Source organism: Staphylococcus pseudintermedius, assembly GCF_001792775.2.
GTDB classification, from domain to species: domain Bacteria; phylum Bacillota; class Bacilli; order Staphylococcales; family Staphylococcaceae; genus Staphylococcus; species Staphylococcus pseudintermedius.
The window spans coordinates 49,234-72,509 of sequence record NZ_MLGE02000011.1 but is presented as its reverse complement, the minus strand read 5'-3'; the positions used below and the strand labels follow the sequence as shown (position 1 = coordinate 72,509).

Genomic DNA, 23,276 nt, shown 5'->3' with positions numbered 1-23,276 from the left:
CCTTAGCTCCTTTAATGTATCAAAAATCTATATTTACATAAACGTTGACAATTACTTACCATCAAAATGTAATGGATCAGGTCCAATACGACGATCTTCATTCAATCCATCTAAAACTTCCATTTGACCAAGCGATAATTCAAAGTCAAATACATTTAAATTCTCTTCAATACGACTTGGTGTGATTGACTTAGGAATTGTGACAACCCCATGTTGCAAGTTCCAACGAATAATCACTTGTGCTGGTGACTTGCCAACTTCAGCAGCCACTTGCTTCACAGTATCATCTTCTAAAATTTGTGCGTTCATTAGTGGTGACCAAGATTCCATATGGATATTTTGCGCTTCTAAATACACGCGTAAACGTTTTTGCGTTAAATATGGATGGAATTCCACTTGGTTAATGACCGGTTTAATCCGCGAAGTTGCTAATAACTTATCCAAATGTTCCACATTAAAGTTACTTACACCGATATTTTTCACTTTTTGATCGTGATATAGCTCTTCCATCCCTCTCCACGTATCAATCATGACATCTTCATCTAAGCCTGGCCAATGCACTAAATACAAATCTAAGTAGTCGAGTCCTAGGCGCTCTAATGAAGCCTGATATGCCGCTGCAACATTTTCACGACCATAATCAGATAACCATAATTTTGACGTAATAAACAGATCTTCGCGCGTTAAATCCGTTTCCGCTAAAGCTTCGCGAATCCCCTCGCCCACTTTTTCTTCATTTTGGTAAATCATCGCAGTATCAATACTACGATAGCCACTTTTAATCGCATGTTTAACCGCTTCTTTTGCAGTATCATTGTTTTCAACTCGAAAGACACCTAAACCCACTTGCGGCATTTGATTGCCATTATAAAATGTTACATGTTTCATATGTCATCGCTCCTTTGTAATCTAACCTTATCGTATCGAATCGTGACGTCATTGCGCAATCAATACAACCTAAAATATAGAATATCACCCGCCTCAACAACACAAAAAGAGCCGGAGATCACACCCCAGCCCTAATTATATTTAATTAAATGATTCAATTTCGTCCATAATATTTTGTAAATCGTTCACATCATACTGAATACGTCCATGGAACACAAAACGATTGAAAAATTCATTCAACTGTTCCGGACCTACTAATACTTTTGTAACACCTTGTGACGCATAATTTGAAATTGTGACATCATCTTCATGACGCGGATTGAAATATAAAATCGGTGTTGGTGTATATTTCAAATCCAGCTCGTGTTGTAACTTCACAGCTAAAGCTTCCACATGCGCTAAACGGTCTGTGTAATCAACAATTGACAATGCATTGTGAGACGCGTCGCTTTGATCTAACACAACGGTTTGTGGTGTTTTTGGGCTTAAGTCCAATGTCTTAAAAACTTGTTCCATCATTGGATTATCAGAAAACTGCTGTTGACTGATACCTTGATAAACATGGCCTTTTAACAATTCTGAATCAATTACATAAAGGCCTGTGCGTGTTAAAACAAGATGACTGACACGTGTAATGTCTTCTAAATCATTTGTTGGTAAAAAGATATTCGCCATGATATGCATATCTTCTGGACGGATTCTCTTTTCTTTGACTAAACGCTCACGAATGGTAAGCAAACGCATATCAGTCACATATTCACTATGATTTTTAGAGAACAGTTTCAGTGCATCGATTTCTCTGTTTTTAGAAGATACCATTGTTTCGTATTCTTCTTTATGACGTGTTTCAGCTTTTTTCTTGTCGATGCGGACTTTTTCAAGTTCTTCTTGATGTTCGTGTGTTAATTTCTCTTGTTTTGTTTGATATTGATTCGCATAAGTTTCTTTCGCCTTCTTCTTGCTTTTCAATGCCACTAAAAACAAAATAAAGAATAATGCTGCTACAACAATCGCAGCAATGAGGCCGATTTCCATTGGACCAAATTGTGTCATGAGCAATACCTTCCTTTATCACTTTTCTACAGTTATTTCTATTATATTAAATAACTATAAAATTAGCGATAGTTATCATCAAGAATTTTATTTTAATGTATTCACTGTTTCTTGTAAAACTTCAACTTTATCTGTACGTTCCCATGGCAATTGCACATCGTTACGACCGAAGTGACCGTACGCCGCAGTTTGTTTATAAATCGGCTTTTGTAAATCTAACATTTGAATAATACCTGCTGGGCGTAAATCAAAGTTTTGTCTTACCGCTTCGATTAATATATTTTCGCTTACATTACCAGTACCAAATGTATCAATAGCAATCGAAACAGGTTGTGCTACCCCAATTGCATATGCCAATTGGACTTCGCATTTATCAGCGAACTGAGCTGCTACAATATTTTTAGCCACATAACGTGCCGCATACGCAGCTGAACGGTCTACTTTTGTCGGATCCTTACCAGAAAATGCACCACCGCCGTGACGTGCATAACCGCCATAAGTATCAACAATAATTTTACGTCCTGTCAAACCTGCGTCACCTTGTGGTCCACCGATAACGAAACGGCCTGTAGGGTTGATGAAAAATTTTGTTTCTTCATCTAATAATTGTTCATCTACAGTTGGATAAATGACGCATGCCTTAATATCATTTTGGATTTTTTCTAGTTCAATTTCTTCGTGATGCTGTGTTGAAATCACAATCGTGTCAATACGTTTCGGTTGATCATTTTCATCATATTCCACTGTAACTTGAACTTTACCATCTGGACGTAAATAATCTAAAGTACCGTTTTTACGTACTTCTGATAAACGTTTTGACAATTTATGTGACAAATCAATCGGTAATGGCATGAATGTATCTGTTTCATTCGTCGCGAAACCAAACATTAAGCCTTGGTCACCGGCACCTGTGTTTAATACTTCTTCGTTTCCTGCTTCACGGTATTCTAGAGCACGGTCCACCCCTTGTGCAATGTCAGGTGATTGTTCATCAATCGCTGTTAACACTGACATCGTTTTGTAATCATAACCATATTTCGCACGTGTATAACCAATTTCTTTGACAGTTTCACGAACGACTTTTGGAATATCAACATAAGTTGACGTCGTGATTTCACCAACGATTAAAGCCATCCCTGTCGTTACCGTCGTCTCACAAGCTACACGCGCATTGGGGTCTCCTTTTAAAATTTCATCTAAAATTGCGTCTGAAATTTGGTCGGCAATTTTGTCTGGATGCCCTTCAGTAACTGATTCTGAAGTGAATAAACGTCTGTTATAAGTCATAATAAACTCCTTTTTGTATGTATTACGAACATTCTCTATCTGAGCTCAATAAAAAAGAGCCTTTCAACACTATAAAATAGAGTGAAGGCTCTAACGTCCATTCGCTCTTATCGTTCAGACTAGTATTGTGTCTGCAAACGGTTTGGCACCTTTCTTCGTTAAAAGAGGTTGCTGGGTTTCATTGGGTCCATGTCCCTCCACCACTCAGGATAAGAGAATCCGTTAAAATCATATTACAAAACTTTATTACCGATGTCAATTTCATCTTACTGGGCTTTTCAAAATGATGTTTGAAGCACCTTTATCCTTTGCATTTGTTTTTCTACTTTGGTGTAACATTACTTTACTTTCTTTATTTTATCTTAATTTTTTTCTTAATTGAGTAGGGATTATTTAACGAATATGTTATACTCTTGAATTGTAAAGGCTTACATTGCCGAAATTACTTTGGAGGGATATTATCATGTCATTCGACAAACATGCGATTGAAACAGTAGCTAACAAGCCGAGTTCACATTTTCAACTCACAACGACTGAATTGTACAACAAAATTTTAAAGAGAAATGAAGCCGAACTGACAGAATTAGGTGCAATCAACGCGAAAACTGGGGAGTATACGGGACGTTCTCCAAAAGATAAATTCATTGTTGACAATCCACAAGTTAAAGACGACATCGATTGGGGTTCTATCAACCAACCGATTTCAGAAGAAAAATTCTTGAATCTTTATGAAAAAGTTGTGGAGTACTTAGATGAAAGAGATGAGTTGTTCGTATTCAATGGTTATGCAGGTAGCGACCAAGAATCACAACTGAAACTCACAGTTATCAACGAATTTGCATGGCATAATCTATTTGCTCAAAACTTATTTATTAAGCCAACTTCAAAAGAAGAAGCAGCAAAAATTAAAGCAGACTTCACGATTATTTCTGCACCACGCTTTAAAGCAAATCCTGAAGTGGATGGCACGCGTTCTGAAACATTTGTCATCATTTCATTCAAACATAAAATCATTTTAATCGGTGGTACAGAATACGCTGGGGAAATGAAAAAATCTGTGTTCTCCATTATGAACTATTTATTGCCACAACAAGGTATTATGAGTATGCACTGCTCTGCCAATGTAGGTGATAAAGGTGACGTCGCATTATTCTTTGGTCTTTCTGGTACAGGAAAAACAACACTTTCAGCAGACCCGAATCGTAAATTGATTGGTGATGATGAGCACGGTTGGAATGAAAATGGTGTCTTTAATATTGAAGGCGGTTGCTATGCGAAAGCCATCAATCTCTCTGCAGAAAAAGAGCCACAAATTTTTGAAGCCATCCGTTACGGAACAGTGTTAGAAAACTTAGTCGTTGATGAACAGGGTTACATTGATTTTGATGACAACAAATATACTGAAAATACGCGTGCCGCATATCCTATCAACTATATCGATAACATTGTGTTACCTTCCAAAGCATCACATCCAAATACGATTATTTTCTTAACAGCTGATGCGTTCGGCGTCCTGCCACCGATTTCGAAATTAGATAAAGATCAAGCGATGTATCATTTTTTAAGTGGTTTCACATCTAAGTTAGCAGGTACAGAACGTGGTATAACAGAGCCACAACCATCATTCTCAACATGTTTTGGCGCACCATTCTTACCGTTACGTGCAGAAGTCTACGCTGAATTGTTGGGTGACTTAATCGACAAACACGACGTAGATGTTTACCTTGTCAACACAGGTTGGACAGGTGGACAATATGGTGTCGGTAACCGTATCCAATTAAAATACACTCGTAAAATGGTAAATGACGCGATTAACGGTAAATTAAAAACAGCTACATTTGAAAAAGATGACATTTTTGGTTTATCGATTCCAACTAAAATTGAAGATGTCCCAACAACGATTTTACAACCTAAAAATGCATGGACAGACCCAACTGCATACGAAAAACAAGCACAAAACCTTGTCAGTCGCTTTAAAGAAAACTTCAAAAAATTTGGCGAAGATGCACAACAATTAGAAGCAGCCGGTGGATTTAAAGGTTAATCCATCGCATTATATTAACAAAGTAGTGTCTATTTTTTGTTCGACAAGAGATGACACTACTTTTTATTAGGTTTAAACTGATCGTACCTATATATTCTTATGAAACACTGACGTGACCTAGAATATTACAAAAACTTCTTTTTGTTACCTCAAATGATAGCAGTCTACTCAAATAACTCTAGAATCAACAAAAGTACCAAAAAGTCATAATTGTAACCTTATTTATAATATTACTAAAAAATGCCAATGCTGTTATCATTCATGCATCTTAATTTAATGTGGGCACTCAAACTTTTTAATCTTTGAGCACAAAATAAAAACGTCATGCGTATGCCTTTTCAAAATGAGCGTACATTTCTAACGTTCATTTCGTGACATACACATGACGTGATAGTATTTAAAATTTCGTGCCAGTTTCGATGTCCGTCATCCATTGTTGAATGCGCGCTAACACGTGTTTCATGGCAGGTGGACGCGGGACATGCCCTTCATCCATTTGATATAAAGTGTCAAACCGTGCACCGACATTTTTCAGATGCTGTTCTAAAAAGTACGCTTGATGAATGCCCACTTGTACATCTTTGCCACCATGAATGATCAATATCGGTGGTACACCCGCATATATGTCTTTCAATGCATTTCGTGACTCGTAAGCCGCGATATCTTTTTTAGGGTGGCCAATCATTCTTCGGAGCATCCCCCGTAAATCCACACGCTCTTCATACATCAAATGTAAATCTGTCACTCCACCCCAAATGATGTAACTGTCTGCTTCAACTGTTTGAAACGTTAATAATCCTTGGATACCGCCACGTGAAAAGCCGACCAGATGTAATGAAGCTTGGGGATAACGTGCTTTTAACATGTCTGCTGCGACCGTAACATCCGCCAAATCTGCACCTGCAAAATCATCGTTGCCTTCACTCCCGTTATTACCACGATAATACGGCGCAAACACTAATGTATCCAGTGTAGTAAATTGCAACAATCTCGCAAGACGCACACGACCGACTTGGCCTTTGCCGCCACGTAAATAAATGACAATGCGTTTCACAGGCTGATGCGGTGCAACATTTAATCCTTTCACATGTAGCCCATTGACCTCATACGTCCATTCTTCTACTTTGTGACTTTCTAAAAAGACTGGCATTGTTTTATTCTTGATAAAAGCCAAGTACGCTCATCCTTTCAACACATTGTAAAATAGCAGGATCCTTTAATAAATAACTTTTATCCGCTTCATCTATCGCCTCTATCGAATGCGTTAAAATTGGACCCATCGTTTCATGATAGTGTACATTGCGATCTATCGCATTAACGATGACGACATAAACATCCTTTTTAAAACAATCCTGTTCGCCCTGGACTTCATACTGTGCAATATAATAAATATGTTCAGCTATAGCCCCTGTTTCTTCATACAACTCTCGCGTTAATGCTTCTATACTTGATTCTCCTACTTCACGTTTACCGCCTGGAAATTCAATGCCGCGTTGTTGATGGTGTGTTAATACCAATTGTTGTTCATAAATGGGTAACGCTAGCACATGACCCCCATCTTTTTCATCAGCATCATTTTTAAACGTTAAAATGACAGTTTGCTGATTTTCATCTGTAAACTTCACGCCCCATACGCCCTTTCTTTCTGTGTTACAATATGATTGATTGAAGGAGGATTCGACTATGAAAACACTGTTTATTTACGCTATCCGTTTTTATCAGCGTTTCATTTCGCCACTGACACCGCCTTCGTGTCGTTTTTATCCAACATGTTCCAATTATACATTAGAAGCGATACAAGTTCACGGTGCACTTAAAGGAAGTTGGCTCGGTTTGAAACGCATTTTAAAATGTCATCCGTTTCATAAAGGTGGCTTTGATCCTGTACCATTAAAAAAATCATCTCATCATCATAGCGGTAATAATAAAGACTGATTCACTACGGGCGGTTCGAAATATAACTGTCCGTCGTGCAACCGTCCTACATTGTTTGTCACATCTCGTTCAAAGTAAAATCCTTCCGGGGTCACATCTCCTGCATAATCGCCCCATTGACTAAGCCAAGCTGTAAAATATCGACTTAACCCACATTCATACATTCCGCCAATAACGACATGAATCCCTTTGCTTTGCAACACTTGCATTGCTTCTAACACACGATCTATCCCACCTAAACGAAATGGTTTGAGTACGACGGTTTTGATATGCGGGTTTTGGGTGAGGTGTTCGATTGTTGTAAGACACGTCGCCTGTTCATCGAGTGCAATCGATGGAAAACCAGTATAATCCGCTTCGACATCCAATGTTTCAAATGGCTCTTCAATAAACGCAAGATACGGTTTTAATCGCTCTAACATTTTGGTATCTGTCGCTGTTAACGTTTGATTCGCATCGGTTGAAATCGGAATATCCGGATACATCGTCGCTAACATTTTCACTTGTTCTATCATTTGTGATGTCCATTTAATTTTAATCCGGCCTACACCATCGAGTCGCATCAAGCGTTCCGTAAAGTCACCATTAATCGTCAGCGTCATTGGCACGTGAAATGATTCGAGGCTGTGAAACATTTGGTACAACGCCATCATCACTGTGGCACGAGCAGCTGGGTATGGATTTAACGTTGCCACACACTGTTTCGCCTCTTCAAATGACACTAGATCAAGGCCACGTACACCTTCAAACCACACCTTTAAGACATGCATCACATTGTTTATCGTCTCGTGATAATACCAAGCTGTGTCGAACGCATTACACTCCCCAAACCATGATTGCTGCTTTTCATCCGTCCATTTCACAAACAATGTTTTTCGATGTGTCATTGTCACTTTCGGCGTACGAATCGGATGGATAAATGACGGTTCATAAAGATAAAATTGCATGTCAGTTAATTCCATGGTCATCCCTCATTTAATATCCGTCTTTGAAGTTTTCCAGTACTTGTATAAGGTAAGGCCCTCACAAAATAAATATGCACAGGTAATTTATATTTCGCTAAACGAGCTTCAAGAAACGCTTCCATATCTGACACCCATTGCTTTGCGACAACGTATAAAATCGGACGTTGCCCCCATGCCGAGTCCGTGATACTTGTACACATCGCATCAGCAATGAACGGATGTGATTTTGCGACAGACTCAATTTCATAAGGATAAATATTCTCTCCGCCACTAATAATTAAATCTTTACGACGGTCATAAATCACAACGTCTCCATGTTCATCGACACTCGCAATATCCCCAGTTTTGAAATAGCCCTCTTCATCAAACACATGGTTCATATTTTCAGGATACAAATAACCTTGCATCACGTTGCCCCCTTTAACATAGAGTTCGCCGTGACCATTGGCATCTGGTGAAACAACTTTAAGTGCAATATCCGAACTGGCATGACCTACTGTATTCGGATTGCGTTGTAACATCGTCGGATCAGCAGTTAAAAATTGTGAACACGTTTCCGTCATCCCGAACGAATTATAAATAGGTAATTGTCGGTCTAACGCTTGACGAATAAACTGCCCGTCGAGCTTTGCGCCACCTAACAGAACTTTTTCTAAATGGTAAGGTTGATCCAAACCTTGTTCCATCAGACGCATTAACGTAATTGGGACTAACGATACGTGGGTAATCCCCTCATTTTGAAACAGTTCCACCACAGTTTTCGTATTGAATTTTTCGAGTAAAAAGACTGTAAATCCATATTGAACGCTTCTCAATAAAATACTTAACCCTGAAATATGATAAATCGGCAAGACTGCTAGCCATTTGGAATCATAAGCGAAACCTAAACTTTCCCGACATGACGCCGCGCTCATACGATGGTTTTCAAACGTCTGCGGTACTGCTTTTTGCGGGCCAGTCGTCCCAGATGTAAACATAATCGAAGCAATCTTTTGTGGATGAAATTCAAATGTATCTACTGCCATATTTAAGTCTGTTGATGGCATTTCAAGATCATCAGATTGTATGACACGGGTTGATGTATTGAATGTTTGTGGCGTTGCTGTACTCACAATTAAATCGACATCAATCGACACCATTTGACGATCAATTTCAAATGGCGTTAAGCGATTATTGATGAGTGCGATTTCGATGTCATACAACCATGCACCGTGAATTAAAATTGCTGCTTCCAATGAATTATCTAAATATAAACCGAGGCGCGTACGTTGTAACTGTTTGAGTTGTGCGCCTTTTAACATTGCTCGGTCCAATAACGATTGAAATGTGATTGTTTCATTCATCGTCTGGATTGCGATCTTGTTTGGATGCTGTTTGGCTTGTTGAACGAGCCAGTGTTCCATATGTGTCCCCCCAAAAACAAAGATTCATTATATCTATTATAGACCTTATCTTATAAACTTGCATCGTATAAAATTGAATGATCAAATTGACAAAAAAACAACGATGCTTCACCACTTGAGTAAAGTCGTTGTTCACAATAAGAATCAAAATCATACAGTTGTTCAACGTAATCACTACATTTCCTTTTGCAATCGCATTTTCGTTTCGTATAACTGTTCGATATATTTAAATTTTTCCTCTTTCGACAATTGTTCATTATCAATAATCTGAAATATCTCGGATTTACGTTGTTGCAAAGACAAGCGATATTGTTTCAATTGATAAAGTGTCTCATAATCTTTCAAAGTCAAATATTTATGGATATGTATCGTTTGGCAATTCGGGTGATTGTAATACATAGATGTCGTAATACATAAGTCAAAGTTTTGAGACAACAACGTCGCTTCTCGTTCAGAATATGGCCCATGAAAGTGACCGATAGGCAACAAGTCATTTAATTTCGTATACAAAATACGTTGTTCCACTTTTGAAATATTCGTCACCACGACAATGTCCATATGATGTTCGGGTGTTTGATGTTCAACATATAAGGATTGAATCGCATAAGCAAACTCTGATAAATCTGACACACTTAAAGGTCTTCTAAATTTTTGTTGAAATTGCTGTGTTTGCGAAAGTTGTTCCATAATTTGCGCAGTTAATTTTGACCAATTGTTAATATCTTTATCCATTTCCCCAGTCACATTACAACGATCTGCATAACCAAAAAACTGTCGATAATACACGACCTTTACTAACGTTTGAATCAGCTCGACAAATACAGCTCTATCGTTAAAATGAATTGCTGTTTGACGTTCAAAGGCATCAATAAACATCTCACTAATGCACATCAAATCTTTAAAACTTTCACTATCATAATAAAAATCATAATCTTTACTAATACAAAGCAGTTGGATCGCTATAAAATGAACCTCAGTCACTATCGACGGCATATGAGTCTTTAATTTTTCGACTAACTGTTGGCTAATATAATATTCTAAACGTTTCTCAATCATTTGACGTTGATGAATTTCCAATGTAATCGGTCGCTCTGAGTGAAAAATGAGGGTTACAAACAAACATCGACATAAAATTCGTTTATTCGATAGCGATATCTTTTTATGTAACATATGTTCATACTGATCAAAAGCACGATAAAACTCATATTCAAATGACTGATATTGATGAATGAGACACGCTTCTTGATTAAAGGTCAGCATATTTTCAAATAATGCATGATAATCTTCAATTTCGATCATTTTAATCATTTCATAAATGACATTGCGTTCAAAATTCACAGCTGTATCAACGTAATAGCCTTGTTTTTTATCATTTAAAAGAGGGATTTGATAGCGAGCCAACCACTTTTTCACTTCATTCAAATCGCTAATGACGGTATTTTTACTCACATCAAAATAGTCTTCAAAGGTTTTCACTCTGAGCACTTTTTGACTTAACAAAATGGCGGATGCTATCAAAATAATACGTTCATCCCTCTTAAAAATGTAATTCGTCGTGGATGCTTTATGATGAAAATATGTTTCAATCACCGTAGACTGCAACGGTTCAATATAAAAGTAACCTTCGTCATCTTTTGATATCGGAGACATGTCTGACAGCTTTAAAATGTCGTTCAATTTGTTAATATAGTAATAAATCATACGTCGCGATACACCAATGGCCTTCGCAGTTTGACTCACACTTTTAAACTTTTGTCGCTTTTTAAAGTAATCTAAAAAGCACAACAATTTTTTATCGAAATCAACCATCAGAAATCACACTTCCTTCAATATCATCAGACTTTATATGAGAAAAGGAATGACTTACGTGTTTTATTGACCGTAATAAGCAGTAGCACCATGCTTTCTAAAATAATGTTTGTCTAATAGAAATCTATCTATTTCATTCATATCTTGCTTCAACAATTCAGACTTCATTGCCATTTCAGCAACTTCTTCTAAAATAATCGTATGTTCTACTGCTTTCTTTAAAGATTTACCAAAGATAAATGGACCATGTTGATTCACAATCACTGCTGGAATCGCAGCTGGATTAATTTGTCTTTGTTCAAATGTTTCTACGATGACTTTGCCTGTATTCAACTCATAATCCGTCGCTACTTCTGCTTCAGTCAAACTTCTCGTACACGGTACCGGCCCATAAAACGTATCTGCGTGTGTCGTGCCATATGCAGGAATATCACGACCTGCTTGGGCATAAGCTACGGCATGTAACGAATGGGTGTGGACGATACTTTGAACATTATCCATATGTTGATATAAGTAGACATGTGTTGCCAAATCTGACGACGGCTTTAATTGATTATCAAAAGGTTTCCCGTCTAAATCTGTTATCACCATATCTTCAGGTCTCATTTTAGAATACGGCACACCACTCGGTTTAATACAGATGATGCCTTTGTCACGGTCAATCACACTCACATTTCCCCATGTCAATTTTACCAAATTATTTTTAGGTAATTGCATATTCGCTTCATAAACATGTTGTTTGATAATTGCATCATTCATGTTGATATGCACCACTCTCTTTTAATTGTTCCATAATAAAGGTTTTAGCTTTTTGAATTTCTGCTCGTGGATCGGCAGCATTTTCTGACCACATTTCAATTAAAAATGGTCCGTGATAATCGATAGCCTCTAACTCACGAAATGCATTCACAAAATCAACACATCCTTCTCCAAAAGGGACATTTTTAAACTGACCTTCGTAAGTTGCCGTCACTGCTCTTGTATCTTTCAAATGTACCGCGACAATTTCATGCGCCGCTAATGCTAATTCTTTTCTTACATCGTTTTCAGGCCAAGCTGACAAATTACCGATGTCTGGATACACTTTCAATAACGGGTGTTGAATTTCGTCTTTAATCGCCATGTATTTCGTTAGACTCGACATAAATGGGTCGTCCATAATTTCGATTGCGAGTATGATTTGTTTTTCCGCAGCTATTTTTAATGCTTCACGTACACCTTCGATAAACAAACGTCTTGAAGTTGCTGTTTTCTTCTCATAATACACATCATAACCCGCTAACTGAATCACACGAATGCCGAGTTGATGTGCGAGTTGAACGGCTTTTTTCATGATAATCATTGCTGTTTCACGCTTAGATGCATCAGCTGAACCAAATGGAAAACGGCGGTGGCCACTTAAACACATACTTTGAATCGCAACACCTGTGTCGAGTTGCGCCTTCACAATACTGTTAATTTTATCTTCTCCCCAGTCTAAACGTGCCAACCGGTGATCCGTCTCATCAATGGATAACTCCAAAAATTGAAATCCCAAATCCGCAGCCATTTTTAATTGCTCTTCAATGTCGATTTGATTGGGCAATGCTTTTTCATAAATGCCTAAATACACCATTATCCAAACACCCTTTGAATTTCAGCTTTAAAATTTAAAGCCGCTTGGTGTGGTGATTCTGCTTCTCTTAAACTACGCCCCGCTATAAAGGCATACACGTCTAAGCCTTTAAATTTTTCAATCGTGTCGAGTTCTAATCCACCCGTTACTGAAACTTTAAAGCCCATCTCAATCAGTCGACGAATTTTATCCAAGTCTGCATTTGACCATGTTTCACCTGCTAACAATGCATCCCGACTTTGATGATAGACGACTTGTTGAATACCATTGTCCATCCATTGTTGTGCTTGTTCAAATGTCCAGTCGCCATAAAGTTCAACTTGTAAGTCATCCATCACTTTGCGTGCAGCCACCATAGTTGGTAGTGTTGCAGAACAAATGACCGTCATCCAGTTTGCACCAGCATCTTTACAGTTTTGTGCGACCGTTTTACCTGCATCTGCACATTTCGTATCCGCAAGTATACACTTATCAGGATATAGCGCACGCATTACTTCAATGGCAGCCTTTCCTTCTTGTAAACATAAAATTGTTCCCACTTCTACAACATCAACGACATCACCGAGTTGTTGAATCGTAGTAATTGCATCTGGAATATTTTGATTATCTAAAGCAATTTGTAATAATGGTAATCCCATTGCTAAACCTCCAATGTTATATATATTGACTCATATCAGCTTGATCAATAATGGCGAATACCTCCTCAACTGAAGTCGCCGAACTTAATTTTTCAATAATGTTCTCGATTTCAAAAACCGCAACGATTTGTGGTATCGCAATACTTGTATGAATTTCTGCAGAGGTTGCCGCTAGTACGACAAACACTTGCGCAGGCTTGCCATCCGAAAATGGAACCGGCGTATCAAATGTGACTAATGAAAAGGCATTTCTGTTCACACCATCTTCAGGACGCGCATGCGGCATTGCCATCCCTTCCATTAACAAGTAATATGGCCCATAATGGTGCGTACTTTTAATAATGGCATCAACATATTCTGGTTTTACCGCTTCACTTTCAACTAATGGACGCGCCGCAATACGGACAGCTTCTTCCCATGAGTCTGCATGTTGATTTAACAAAACTGATTTTTCTGTAATTAAGCTTTCTTTAAACGATAACATCACACATCACCTTTAAATGACAGTTTTTAAGTTCTCTTTAATTTCTTGATCATCCATTAAATTTTCTAAACCGAGCAATTTGCTAGAAGTACGCCCTTCTAGCTCGTGAATCAAATGTTTACTCGCAAAAACGACATCATAACTACTTGCTTGAGATTTCGCTTCACCGACACTGCAATAATCTACAACAAAATCACTCACGTTTAATTCGCGTAAACATTTTTCAATTTTCATCTTAATGACCATCGAACTTCCCATACCATTACCGCAAGCTGCTAAAATTTTTAACATGATATTTCCCTCATTTCTTCATCTTATTCGAATCCTGTATCATATGCTGCTTTATCTTTAGCGCGACGATATTGCAACTGTGGAATGATTAATAAAATAACGACAATCGCCACGTAACCAATCAAACCAAAATGTTGCATCAACGCACCGAAACCTGGCCAAATTAATTCAAAGTCGATATTGCCATGCCATCCTCCAAATTTGTACAGTTGGAAAATGACCACTGCAATGGCACCTATCGCAACTTGACAAATACCTGAAACAAACGAACAAATCATAGCAGCACGTGTACCACCGACTTTATTCGCAAACACTGCAATTGTGGCATTGTCAAAGAACACAGGAACGAATCCGGTAATAATTAATACTGGTGAATGAAACACAAGCAAACCGAGAATCGTTAAAAATTGTCCGATAGAGCCGAAAATAAAACCAAATAAAATCGCATTTTGAGGTGTAAAGTTATAAGATGCGGCGCAGTCAACAGCAGGCAGTGAGCCAGGTAAAATTTTGTTTGAAATACCTTGGAAAGACTGCGTTAACTCGGCAACGAACATTCTCACACCCATCATTAAAATTGCAAGATATACTGCAAACGATAGCGAACTTGAAACGACATATGTCATAAAAGATAATGTCTCAGGGAACTTTTTAGGATCTAAATGACGCAAGAAGTCTTCACCTAAAATAACTAAAATCGTACCAAAGAAAAGTAACATCAATGTCCCTGTAGCAACGATATTATCATGGAAAATAGACAACCATTTCGGCAGTTTAATATTGTCCAAGTTCTTCTCTTTATTGCCGATTTTAGGTGCAATTTTATCAACGATCCAAATCGCAAACATTTGTTGGTGACCAATCGCAAATCCTGAATGATTCGTTAAACGTTGTGTTGGACCAACCGTTAAATTTGAACCTACAGCCCAATATAGCCCTACGATAATACCGACTAAAATGGCACCGACAAAGTTACGATACTCTGGAAATGCTAAGAAAATAATCCAAGTCACCGTCGACGCCTGTTGCACCATGACGTGTCCTGTAATAAATAATGTTCTGATTTTAGTGAATTTCCGTAACAACACAACAACGATATTGAGTAAAAAGCCCACCAATAGCGCTAGCATCGTGTATGACGTCGTTAAACCGATTGACTTCAACGCGCCATCAACTGCATTTAAGCCAAAGTAAGGATCAATAACGGCCGCTTTCAACCCAAAACGTTCCCCTAACCCTGCAAGAATTGGTCGGAAAGTCGCAACTAAGCCCCCTGCACCTACCGTTAAAATCATGTAACCCACTGTTGCCTTAATAAAGCCCGCAAAACATTCATAAAGTTTCTTTTTCAATAATGCGTAACCAATAAATACAATAATGCCTATGAAAAACTCTGGTTTAGATAAAATATTGTTACTAAACCACGTAAACCCATTCATAAATATTTGCATGTGATTCCCTCCTATCATGCATATGGCTTATAAAAATGATGGGAAAGGTAAATCAGTATCTGTAGAGAATACATCATCAAAACCACGTGGGTAATGGTACTCTAAATCATCTTTATCTTTCGGGAATACAAATTTACCACCAACTTGCCAAATGTAAGGCTTAAATTGATACTTTAATACTTTACGTTTAAACTCCCATAGTAATAACAATTCTTTAGGATCTGCTTGGAAATTCGTCCAAATGTCATGATGCACTGGAATGACAACATCTGCTTTTAAACTTTCCGCCATTCTAAGCATATCCACCGATGTCACTTTATCCGTAATTCCTCTTGGATTTTCACCAAATGCACCGATGACTACATTGATATCGTGTTCATTGCCGTGTTTCGCAAATGTATTCGAATAATGTGAATCACCCGCATGATACAGTGAACCGCCAGACGTTTTGAATAAGTAGTTCACCGCGATTTCGTCCATATCCACAGGTAACTTACCTTTCAATGTTACAGAAGGATCTGCTGTTACGAGTGCGGTACGGTCGAACGCTTCCAACACTTGAATTTCAATACTTTTCACTTGAACGGAATCACCCGGCTTAACGACGATACAGCGTTCTTCAGGCACACCCCATTTTTTCCATGTGTTGACCACTTCTTGAGGACCAATAAACGGGACATCTTCATTCGTATTTTGCATCACTGCAGCCGCTGTATTGATGTCCAAATGATCTGAGTGAATATGCGTCACCACTAAAGCATCCACACCTTTAATCTCAAACGGGTCAATGACAAAAGGCTGCGCTCGTAAATTCGGTTGTAAATTTTGACAACCACTCATTCGTTGCATCTGATGCCCTTTTTTCATTTTCCCAACTTTTTGCGTACGCTTACCCGTACCACACCACATATCGCACAAAATATTCGTGTTCTCATGAGATTTCAACCAAATACCTGTACAACCTAACCACCACATGACAAAAGTATTTTCTTCCACAACCTCATTTTCTATTTCTTCGTTGAGCCAAGTGCCCCATTCCGGAAAAGTATTCAAAATCCACTTTTCCTTTGTTACTTCATTAATATGATTCAAAGTCATGCACTCCTTTCAAAATATGTAAACGCTTACTTATTCTCAGTTTATGCCTATTGTTATAAAAGAAAAAGTCCAATATATGTACAAAAAACATGTACATCACTGGACTGTTAGCGCATCAAAATATTCAATTTCAAGCATTCATCAGTTCAAATATGTGCGTTTTAAAACTTTTGTATCAACGTCGTAAGTATAAACATCAGGCATCGTCATCTGTTTGAACTGTTCATAAGCAAATGTACCATCTGTCAACGTATGAAAGAGCACAGCGAGTGACGTACCATGACCACTGATCACAATGGTCTCACCTTTCTCTTGTGACAAAATGTCCTGAAAACTCGATACGATACGTTTCTGCACTTGTTTCAACGACTCCCCTCCAAGTAAGCGATAATCAAAATTCATCCATTGTTCAGCAGCGTATGTATCAAAATCATCCACCCATTCACCGATGACGCGTTCTCTTAAACCATCCTCTACTTGAATATTTATATTGTTCACACGTGCAAGTGGTACTACAGTTTCAAGCGTACGCGCATATGGACTCGCATAAATGGCATCGACATGTTTCCCCTCAAACCACTTCACAAGGTTTTCTGCCTCTCGTCGCCCTTTTTCTGATAATGGCGCCGTATCAGACTTCACCGTATGCTCCCTCGTCGCATGTCTTACAAAATAAATCGTTTTTACCATTTTGACCTCCCTTTAGAAAACCTTATCACTAACAACATTAATTTTTTTCATGGCACATTTGACTGCATCATAATATCCGGCGTTTTATGAATGAATGGTTATTTAAAATACTATTCGCTAATAAAAAACACAAAATAATCAACACAAGAATTAACACATCAAAAACTTGACTGTTTAATACGAAAAAATTCAAAGTTAATAAATAGTTAATAATACAAATTTTAATCCACGCTAAATAAAACCCGAACTTATTTTAATATTACTTCGTTTACATTCGTCTTTTCAACTACTCTTTCCATCTTCTTTTGCCATTATGATGATAATAGCGCGATCTAGATATACCTTTCAAAATCTTGTTTTTATTGTTGAACATAGATTCATGTGAAAAAATGAACAAAGAATATTCTATTACGAAATAGTTAGGCTAACTCCTCTTTTAATAAATAGTTAATTTTAAATTCCCGAAAAATATATTATGATGAAATTGCATTAAAAGTATATATAGAAAGAAAGTGGTTCTTATGGTAAAAAATAAATTATTAGCCGCAACACTATCTATAAGTTTAGTTCTTCCACTTATTACCCCATACAGTGAAGAAGCCAAAGCTGCAAACACTATAGAAGAAATCGGCGAAGGAGCACAAATTATTAAAAGAACTGAGGATGTAAGCAGCAGAAAATGGGGCGTTACTCAAAACATTCAGTTTGACTTTGTTAAAGACCCTAAATACAACAAAGATGCATTAATTATTAAAATGCAAGGTTTTATCAAATCTAGAACAAGTTTTACTGATGTTAAAGGGAAAGGATATGAATCAACAAAAAGAATGCTTTGGCCTTTTCAATATAATATTGCTCTAAAAACAAATGATCCTAATGTCTCTTTAATTAATTATCTCCCTAAAAATAAAATTGAATCAATAGATGTGAGCCAAACATTAGGTTACAATGTTGGCGGTAACTTCCAAAGTGCACCATTACTTGGGGGTAAAGGCGCATTTAATTATTCAAAGAAAATTAGCTATACTCAAAAGAATTATATTAGTGAAGTCGCACAACAAAATTCAAAAAATATCAGATGGGAAGTCAAAGCAAATTCATTTAATACAGAAAATGGACAAGTATCAGCATATGACAGACACTTATTTGTAAGAAGTCCTATCGGGCCAAATGCAAGAGACTTTTTTGTGCCAAATGATGAGTTACCTCCTTTAATTCAAAGTGGTTTTAATCCATCGTTTATTGCAACTGTATCTCATGAAAAAGATAAAGGCGATACAAGTGAATTCGAAATTGCTTATGGTAGAAATCTAGACATTACGTATGCAACTTTCTTCCCAAGAACTGGCATATTTGCTGAAAGACGTCATAATGCTTTAATGAATCGAAATCTTGTCACTAAATATGAAGTGAACTGGAAAACACACGAAATTAAAGTAAAGGGGCATAATTAATATGAAAATAAGCAAAGTTATCAAAGCTGCTACTGCAACATCCGTGGCATTGATGTTATTTTCTAATCCTGTCTATGCCGCTAATCAAATTACACCTGTATCTGAAAAAAAAGTAGACGATAAAATCACTTTATATAAGACTACCGCTACTGCAGATTCAGATAAGTTAAATATTTCTCAACTCTTAACTTTTAATTTTATTAAGGATAAGAGCTATGATAAGGATACCTTAGTACTTAAAGCTGCAGGTAATATTAACTCAGGTTATAAAAGCCCTAACCCTAACGACTATATCTATTCAAGTTTTTATTGGGGGGCTAAGTATAATGTGTCAATCAGTGCAGAATCAAAAGGTGCTGTTAACGTAGTTGATTATGCACCAAAAAATCAAAATGAAGAGTTTCAAGTTCAAAACACTCTAGGCTACTCTTTTGGAGGAGACATTAGTATCTCCAAAGGTTTGTCAGGCGGTTTGAACGGCTCAGAATCATTTTCAGAAACAATAAACTATAAACAGGAAAGTTATAGAACAACTATCGATAAACACACAGATAATAAAACTATTGGCTGGGGCGTTGAAGCACATAAAATCATGAATGCTGGTTGGGGCCCATATGGTCGAGATAGCTTCCATGACCTATATGGAAATGAATTGTTTTTAGGTGGTAGACAAAGTAAATTAAACGCTGGACAAAACTTCTTACCTACGAGTCAAATGCCACTTTTAGCAAGAGGTAACTTTAATCCTGAATTTTTAAGTGTATTATCACATAAACCAAATGGCGCTAAAACATCAAAAATTAAAGTCACGTATCAAAGAGAAATGGATGAGTATACAAATTATTGGAATGGCTTTCATTGGATGGGTACAAACTATAAAAATCAAAACAATGCCACATTTACATCATTTTATGAAATTGATTGGGATCAGCATACAGTAAAACTAATCAAAACATATTCTGATGAAAAAAACCCATCATAATTTAAATTTGATATATCAATAATTCAAATATTTTCAAAGTGATATTTTGTAATACGCCCTAAAAAGGAGAATTCAATTCTACTTTTTGGGGTGTATTTTTATTATTATTCGGTGTCGTCACATGATTCCCTGCAACATGGTTTTGTGTCGCTTTACTTTCTAATTGACGCTGCACTTCCTGATTGACCATCGAAACAAAGCTATCCACAGCTTCTTTTGTTGCTTCTGCTGTATCTTGAACGACCATATTCAATAAAGATTCAGGGGCTTGCATACCTGCCTCATTAAACATCGCCATCGCCTCTTGACGCATCTTGTATGACTCAAGTTGTTGCTTATAGTCATCACGTTCTTTTTCAGCCTTTTCAAGCTCGTATTGATGCTTTTGTTCGGCATTCATCTTACGTAATTTATCAGCTTCTTTTTGCTTCTCAGTCAATTCATCTTGAATTTGTTGACGCATCTCTTTCGTACGACGTGCCATTTCTTCATTCACACGCTCATTCACTAACTTCATTTGAGACTCAGACAGTTCTTCAACTTCTTGTGTCGGTTCAGTTTCAACATTCTCATCACTCACGGCTTCCTCAGTTCCTACATCACTAAAAAATTGTAATTTCAACTTTAACCATTGTTCTTTCATATTTCGCACCTCATTTAAATCTACTCTTGCAAGTTTAATGTCATTGCATGGTTTGGACTACACTTGCATCTTTTAACGCCATAAGCACGGTTTGGGCATAAAAAAAGCCACTGCAGCACAGTAGCTTAAAATTGCGTATAAAAATAGCACCTCAACCATTTTTATCGGTTAGGTGCTTAATCTAAAACTTCAATCGATTTAATTTGGCTTTCATCAAAATCATATAATAGTTTGCCACTATCTAAATGTATAGAATCTTCTCCACTTTCATTATCCATTTCATCATCGTAACCAGCGGCTCTCCCGATGAATATTTTTCCGTTAGTTAACTCTATCTTTACNTTTTTTCCTACATATGTCCATAGTTTCATCGCTTTTCACCCTTTCCGTTCGGTATTATATGACTTCCAGTTTTCGAGTAGTGTACCGTTCCTCGTTTTGTTTCTATAAATTCACCGTCAATATAATCTTTACCGATAATCTTACCAAAATCAATAATTTCTTTATTTTTCCAGTTCCCAAAGTCATCCGCGATTAAACTACCTTTACCCGCTTTTTGATGTATTAATGAATTTAATTCACTGTTATCTAATAGCGTATAACTTGGTATTGCCTTACCTTTTTGTAAATTCTTTTTCTTATAATCTTCATACAATTTATGACCTAGCTGATGCCTATTCTGTTTGTTAGGGTTTAATTCAACTTTTATTCTACCACTATCCAGGGCATCCGTCATTTCATCTTTAGCTGATTTTTGTAAAACTTTATCGTACTCAACGCTGTATTTCCCTTGTCTATCCTTAAAGAACTTGTCACGCCAGTTACCTACATGTGGCACTGTCGTACTTCGACAATGGGGATGCATCGGCGGGGCATTAACACCAGGCACCATGTCTTTCACTTTAAACACTTTTTTATCATAATGACGACAGATTTTAGACGTCTTTTCATCACGTTTCGCCACAAACTCATATTCAGCATCATCGCCTAATGTCTCTAAATAATGCATTTTCTGCGCTTCAGTTTGCACTCGGGCAGCTTCGGTAATCAATAACCTTTTCGTATTAGCGACTGTCTGCTGTTGTTTCTTACGTATTTCTGGCACAAACTCATACGGATGACGCCCACGTAACATCACATGGCTTGCCATCCGCTCAACATCTTTTCTGAGTTCATCTTGATTATTCCAGAGTCGCTCAGACCAATTCAGCTTGCCAAAGTTAGAATACACAATCGCTTCAACATCTGATTGCTTCACATGCACATCCGCACCTAACATCCCTGCTTGATGTTTCAGTGTACGTGTCACGCTATCTTGTAAGTGATGATTCACCACATTCTCTTGTTCTGCATAGCCTTTTGTGACAATCAAACCGAGCTCATGCTTTAATAACTGCTCACGGTTTACATACATCGCTGTATTGTAGCGTTTAAGCTCTTTATTCGCCTTATCACTAAAATCTTTATTCTCTACATAGGCCTTAGCTCGCATTTGGAACGCTTCAACATCAAACTTATCCGCGATTTGCTTCGCTTCTCGCCAATCAATTCCTTCAGCCGTCGCAAGCTTCCCATAATACGCTAATAATGTTTTGTAGATATCCGCAATCATCATCGCAACGATACGCTCTATTTCAGCTACTTTAGCTGCATCCTCAAGCGTCTCAGATTGTATCGCTTGTTGTGCCCGCTCTAACCAGTAATCACTCAAGTTCGACATCGTTTATATCCGCTTTCTCTTGTTGCACAGGCATGGCGTCGTGGTAGTCGTGATTTTCTGAGGCCTCTTGTTCCTCCGCTTTCACTTTTTCAAGTTCTTCTTTCGGGTTCTCGATATTCGGTAACCACGATAACAACGTCTCTTGACTCACACGACCACCAAGTTTAATAAAGATGTCCGCGTATTCTGATAGCGATTGCGGGATGTTCGGCTTATATTCGATACGCATATGCGTCAAATCAATCGGGTCGTTCAGTTGATTTCGCACACTCTGAATAATCGCAAATCGACGTTTAAAACCTTTCGTCAACTGCCTTTCGATTGTTGAGCGTAACTGTTCGAGCCCAAACAACTTGTATTTCATCGCCTCACCTGACTGCACACCGCCAAAGTTCTCATCTGATAAATCAGGCGTATTCGTAAACTTATGGATGTCTTTTTGAATACGTTTCTTATACGCTTCAACACCCGCAACATCATATTGCTTGTAAATAAAGTCCACATTCGCATTACCCATACGGCCTGATGCATCCGCTTTTGTCTTAGCGAGGATGATACGTGACTTACGCATCTTTTTCACTTCTTCAACATCTAAGTCCAAATGCCCTGTCTTTATTTTTTCAGTCTAATTATTATTTTCTCCAGTGTTATCTGTTTCCGTATTTTCCTCAGTTCCTGCATCATTAAAAAATTGTAAGCTTAACTTTAATCATTGTACTTTCATATTTCGCACCTCATTTAAATCTACTCTTGCAAGTTTTATGTCATTGCATGGTGTGAACTACACTTGCTCTTATTTATAGCTATATACTATGAAATGGAGCAG

24 protein-coding genes and 1 riboswitch are annotated in these 23,276 nt (G+C 37.5%); of the genes, 4 read left to right on the top strand and 20 right to left on the bottom strand.

The genetic code is table 11. The features are described 5' to 3' along the window. Positions 1–51: 51 nt before the first annotated feature. From BJK46_RS08660 to metK, 3 genes are all read right to left on the bottom strand, one after another. Positions 52–888, bottom strand: a complete 837-nt coding sequence (locus tag BJK46_RS08660; protein ID WP_063284448.1) for an aldo/keto reductase — start codon at positions 886–888, stop codon at positions 52–54. A gap of 141 nt (positions 889–1,029) precedes the next feature. After that, on the bottom strand, positions 1,030–1,941 hold the full coding sequence (locus BJK46_RS08655) for an NERD domain-containing protein (RefSeq protein ID WP_014613585.1): 912 nt from the start codon (positions 1,939–1,941) through the stop codon (positions 1,030–1,032). An 87-nt stretch (positions 1,942–2,028) separates the two neighbouring features. Further along, positions 2,029–3,228, bottom strand: a complete 1,200-nt coding sequence (metK, locus tag BJK46_RS08650) for a methionine adenosyltransferase (RefSeq protein WP_020219664.1) — start codon at positions 3,226–3,228, stop codon at positions 2,029–2,031. Between the two features lie 104 nt (positions 3,229–3,332). Continuing rightward, a riboswitch (SAM riboswitch) is annotated at positions 3,333–3,444 on the bottom strand. Positions 3,445–3,691: 247 nt separating this feature from the next. On the opposite strand from metK, the gene pckA reads away from it, so the two are divergent. Further along, entirely contained in the window at positions 3,692–5,272 is a 1,581-nt protein-coding gene (gene pckA / locus BJK46_RS08645; protein ID WP_103263598.1) for a phosphoenolpyruvate carboxykinase (ATP), read from the top strand. Positions 5,273–5,669: 397 nt separating this feature from the next. On the opposite strand, the gene BJK46_RS08640 is transcribed toward pckA, so the two are convergent. Both BJK46_RS08640 and ytkD read right to left on the bottom strand, forming a co-directional pair. Then, positions 5,670–6,446: an alpha/beta hydrolase family protein gene (locus BJK46_RS08640; RefSeq protein ID WP_165487156.1), complete on the bottom strand. Its 777-nt coding sequence runs from the start codon at positions 6,444–6,446 to the stop codon at positions 5,670–5,672. Beyond that, a complete protein-coding gene (gene ytkD / locus BJK46_RS08635) occupies positions 6,427–6,897 on the bottom strand; it encodes an RNA deprotection pyrophosphohydrolase (RefSeq protein ID WP_014613581.1) in 471 nt (156 codons plus the stop codon). The genes BJK46_RS08640 and ytkD overlap by 20 nt, the downstream gene beginning before the upstream one ends. Positions 6,898–6,955: 58 nt before the next feature. Here ytkD and yidD point away from each other — a divergent pair, with 58 nt between their 5' ends. Further along, positions 6,956–7,207 (top strand): membrane protein insertion efficiency factor YidD, encoded by a 252-nt coding sequence (yidD, locus tag BJK46_RS08630; protein WP_014613580.1) that lies wholly within the window; start codon positions 6,956–6,958, stop codon positions 7,205–7,207. On the opposite strand, the gene menC is transcribed toward yidD, so the two are convergent. The 11 genes from menC to BJK46_RS08575 all read right to left on the bottom strand — a co-directional run bounded on the left by menC (position 7,183) and on the right by BJK46_RS08575 (position 17,651). Further along, positions 7,183–8,169, bottom strand: coding sequence for an o-succinylbenzoate synthase (gene menC, locus BJK46_RS08625; RefSeq protein WP_100006694.1), 987 nt, complete (start codon positions 8,167–8,169; stop codon positions 7,183–7,185). The two genes, yidD and menC, sit on opposite strands and share 25 nt — an antisense overlap. Before the next feature lie 2 nt (positions 8,170–8,171). Further along, complete coding sequence (gene menE / locus BJK46_RS08620; RefSeq protein WP_103263599.1) at positions 8,172–9,575, bottom strand: o-succinylbenzoate--CoA ligase; 1,404 nt, start codon at positions 9,573–9,575, stop codon at positions 8,172–8,174. A gap of 174 nt (positions 9,576–9,749) precedes the next feature. Next, positions 9,750–11,384: a BglG family transcription antiterminator gene (locus BJK46_RS08615; RefSeq protein ID WP_103263600.1), complete on the bottom strand. Its 1,635-nt coding sequence runs from the start codon at positions 11,382–11,384 to the stop codon at positions 9,750–9,752. A gap of 63 nt (positions 11,385–11,447) precedes the next feature. Beyond that, the gene (gene araD / locus BJK46_RS08610) at positions 11,448–12,143 is read right to left on the bottom strand and encodes an L-ribulose-5-phosphate 4-epimerase AraD (protein WP_014613576.1); all 696 of its coding nucleotides are present in this window, start codon (positions 12,141–12,143) and stop codon (positions 11,448–11,450) included. Next, on the bottom strand, positions 12,136–12,999 hold the full coding sequence (locus BJK46_RS08605) for an L-ribulose-5-phosphate 3-epimerase (protein WP_015729351.1): 864 nt from the start codon (positions 12,997–12,999) through the stop codon (positions 12,136–12,138). The genes araD and BJK46_RS08605 overlap by 8 nt, the downstream gene beginning before the upstream one ends. After that, entirely contained in the window at positions 12,999–13,637 is a 639-nt protein-coding gene (locus BJK46_RS08600; protein WP_063284452.1) for a 3-keto-L-gulonate-6-phosphate decarboxylase UlaD, read from the bottom strand. The genes BJK46_RS08605 and BJK46_RS08600 overlap by 1 nt, the downstream gene beginning before the upstream one ends. Positions 13,638–13,653: 16 nt before the next feature. Beyond that, positions 13,654–14,121, bottom strand: coding sequence for a PTS sugar transporter subunit IIA (locus BJK46_RS08595; RefSeq protein ID WP_014613573.1), 468 nt, complete (start codon positions 14,119–14,121; stop codon positions 13,654–13,656). A 12-nt stretch (positions 14,122–14,133) separates the two neighbouring features. Beyond that, the gene (locus tag BJK46_RS08590) at positions 14,134–14,412 is read right to left on the bottom strand and encodes a PTS sugar transporter subunit IIB (RefSeq protein WP_014613572.1); all 279 of its coding nucleotides are present in this window, start codon (positions 14,410–14,412) and stop codon (positions 14,134–14,136) included. 23 nt (positions 14,413–14,435) lie between these two features. Next, a complete protein-coding gene (locus BJK46_RS08585; RefSeq protein ID WP_014613571.1) occupies positions 14,436–15,863 on the bottom strand; it encodes a PTS ascorbate transporter subunit IIC in 1,428 nt (475 codons plus the stop codon). Between the two features lie 27 nt (positions 15,864–15,890). Beyond that, positions 15,891–16,961 carry an L-ascorbate 6-phosphate lactonase gene (gene ulaG, locus BJK46_RS08580; protein ID WP_014613570.1) on the bottom strand — a complete coding sequence of 357 codons (1,071 nt, stop codon included), beginning with the start codon at positions 16,959–16,961 and terminating at the stop codon, positions 15,891–15,893. A gap of 141 nt (positions 16,962–17,102) precedes the next feature. Next, positions 17,103–17,651, bottom strand: coding sequence for a histidine phosphatase family protein (locus tag BJK46_RS08575; RefSeq protein WP_014613569.1), 549 nt, complete (start codon positions 17,649–17,651; stop codon positions 17,103–17,105). Positions 17,652–18,172: 521 nt separating this feature from the next. On the opposite strand from BJK46_RS08575, the gene BJK46_RS08570 reads away from it, so the two are divergent. Both BJK46_RS08570 and BJK46_RS08565 read left to right on the top strand, forming a co-directional pair. Next, on the top strand, positions 18,173–19,105 hold the full coding sequence (locus tag BJK46_RS08570) for a leukocidin/hemolysin toxin family protein (protein ID WP_014613568.1): 933 nt from the start codon (positions 18,173–18,175) through the stop codon (positions 19,103–19,105). A 1-nt stretch (position 19,106) separates the two neighbouring features. Then, positions 19,107–20,087 carry a leukocidin/hemolysin toxin family protein gene (locus BJK46_RS08565; RefSeq protein ID WP_070407634.1) on the top strand — a complete coding sequence of 327 codons (981 nt, stop codon included), beginning with the start codon at positions 19,107–19,109 and terminating at the stop codon, positions 20,085–20,087. 58 nt (positions 20,088–20,145) lie between these two features. Here the strand turns inward: BJK46_RS08565 and BJK46_RS08560 are convergent, their stop codons facing one another. The 4 genes from BJK46_RS08560 to BJK46_RS08545 all read right to left on the bottom strand — a co-directional run bounded on the left by BJK46_RS08560 (position 20,146) and on the right by BJK46_RS08545 (position 23,051). Then, a complete protein-coding gene (locus BJK46_RS08560) occupies positions 20,146–20,730 on the bottom strand; it encodes a DUF4355 domain-containing protein (protein ID WP_103263695.1) in 585 nt (194 codons plus the stop codon). A 176-nt stretch (positions 20,731–20,906) separates the two neighbouring features. After that, positions 20,907–21,101: an LSM domain protein gene (locus BJK46_RS08555; protein ID WP_112424789.1), complete on the bottom strand. Its 195-nt coding sequence runs from the start codon at positions 21,099–21,101 to the stop codon at positions 20,907–20,909. Beyond that, positions 21,098–22,450, bottom strand: a complete 1,353-nt coding sequence (locus BJK46_RS08550; protein ID WP_112424788.1) for a polymorphic toxin type 50 domain-containing protein — start codon at positions 22,448–22,450, stop codon at positions 21,098–21,100. Before BJK46_RS08550 ends, BJK46_RS08555 begins: the two co-directional genes overlap by 4 nt. Further along, positions 22,434–23,051 (bottom strand): phage portal protein, encoded by a 618-nt coding sequence (locus BJK46_RS08545; protein ID WP_103263657.1) that lies wholly within the window; start codon positions 23,049–23,051, stop codon positions 22,434–22,436. The genes BJK46_RS08550 and BJK46_RS08545 overlap by 17 nt, the downstream gene beginning before the upstream one ends. Positions 23,052–23,276 lie beyond the last annotated feature (225 nt).

Coding starts and splice junctions, on each gene's coding strand:
- BJK46_RS08585 (WP_014613571.1), bottom strand. CDS start 15,863: ATGCAAATATTTATGAATGGGTTTACGTGGTTTAGTAACAATATTTTA.
- BJK46_RS08565 (WP_070407634.1), top strand. CDS start 19,107: ATGAAAATAAGCAAAGTTATCAAAGCTGCTACTGCAACATCCGTGGCA.
- BJK46_RS08595 (WP_014613573.1), bottom strand. CDS start 14,121: ATGTTATCGTTTAAAGAAAGCTTAATTACAGAAAAATCAGTTTTGTTA.
- metK (WP_020219664.1), bottom strand. CDS start 3,228: ATGACTTATAACAGACGTTTATTCACTTCAGAATCAGTTACTGAAGGG.
- BJK46_RS08600 (WP_063284452.1), bottom strand. CDS start 13,637: ATGGGATTACCATTATTACAAATTGCTTTAGATAATCAAAATATTCCA.
- yidD (WP_014613580.1), top strand. CDS start 6,956: ATGAAAACACTGTTTATTTACGCTATCCGTTTTTATCAGCGTTTCATT.
- pckA (WP_103263598.1), top strand. CDS start 3,692: ATGTCATTCGACAAACATGCGATTGAAACAGTAGCTAACAAGCCGAGT.
- menE (WP_103263599.1), bottom strand. CDS start 9,575: ATGGAACACTGGCTCGTTCAACAAGCCAAACAGCATCCAAACAAGATC.
- menC (WP_100006694.1), bottom strand. CDS start 8,169: ATGGAATTAACTGACATGCAATTTTATCTTTATGAACCGTCATTTATC.
- BJK46_RS08575 (WP_014613569.1), bottom strand. CDS start 17,651: ATGGTAAAAACGATTTATTTTGTAAGACATGCGACGAGGGAGCATACG.
- BJK46_RS08660 (WP_063284448.1), bottom strand. CDS start 888: ATGAAACATGTAACATTTTATAATGGCAATCAAATGCCGCAAGTGGGT.
- BJK46_RS08590 (WP_014613572.1), bottom strand. CDS start 14,412: ATGTTAAAAATTTTAGCAGCTTGCGGTAATGGTATGGGAAGTTCGATG.
- BJK46_RS08550 (WP_112424788.1), bottom strand. CDS start 22,450: ATGTCGAACTTGAGTGATTACTGGTTAGAGCGGGCACAACAAGCGATA.
- BJK46_RS08655 (WP_014613585.1), bottom strand. CDS start 1,941: ATGACACAATTTGGTCCAATGGAAATCGGCCTCATTGCTGCGATTGTT.
- BJK46_RS08605 (WP_015729351.1), bottom strand. CDS start 12,999: ATGGTGTATTTAGGCATTTATGAAAAAGCATTGCCCAATCAAATCGAC.
- BJK46_RS08615 (WP_103263600.1), bottom strand. CDS start 11,384: ATGGTTGATTTCGATAAAAAATTGTTGTGCTTTTTAGATTACTTTAAA.
- ulaG (WP_014613570.1), bottom strand. CDS start 16,961: ATGACTTTGAATCATATTAATGAAGTAACAAAGGAAAAGTGGATTTTG.
- BJK46_RS08570 (WP_014613568.1), top strand. CDS start 18,173: ATGGTAAAAAATAAATTATTAGCCGCAACACTATCTATAAGTTTAGTT.
- araD (WP_014613576.1), bottom strand. CDS start 12,143: ATGAATGATGCAATTATCAAACAACATGTTTATGAAGCGAATATGCAA.
- BJK46_RS08560 (WP_103263695.1), bottom strand. CDS start 20,730: ATGAAAGAACAATGGTTAAAGTTGAAATTACAATTTTTTAGTGATGTA.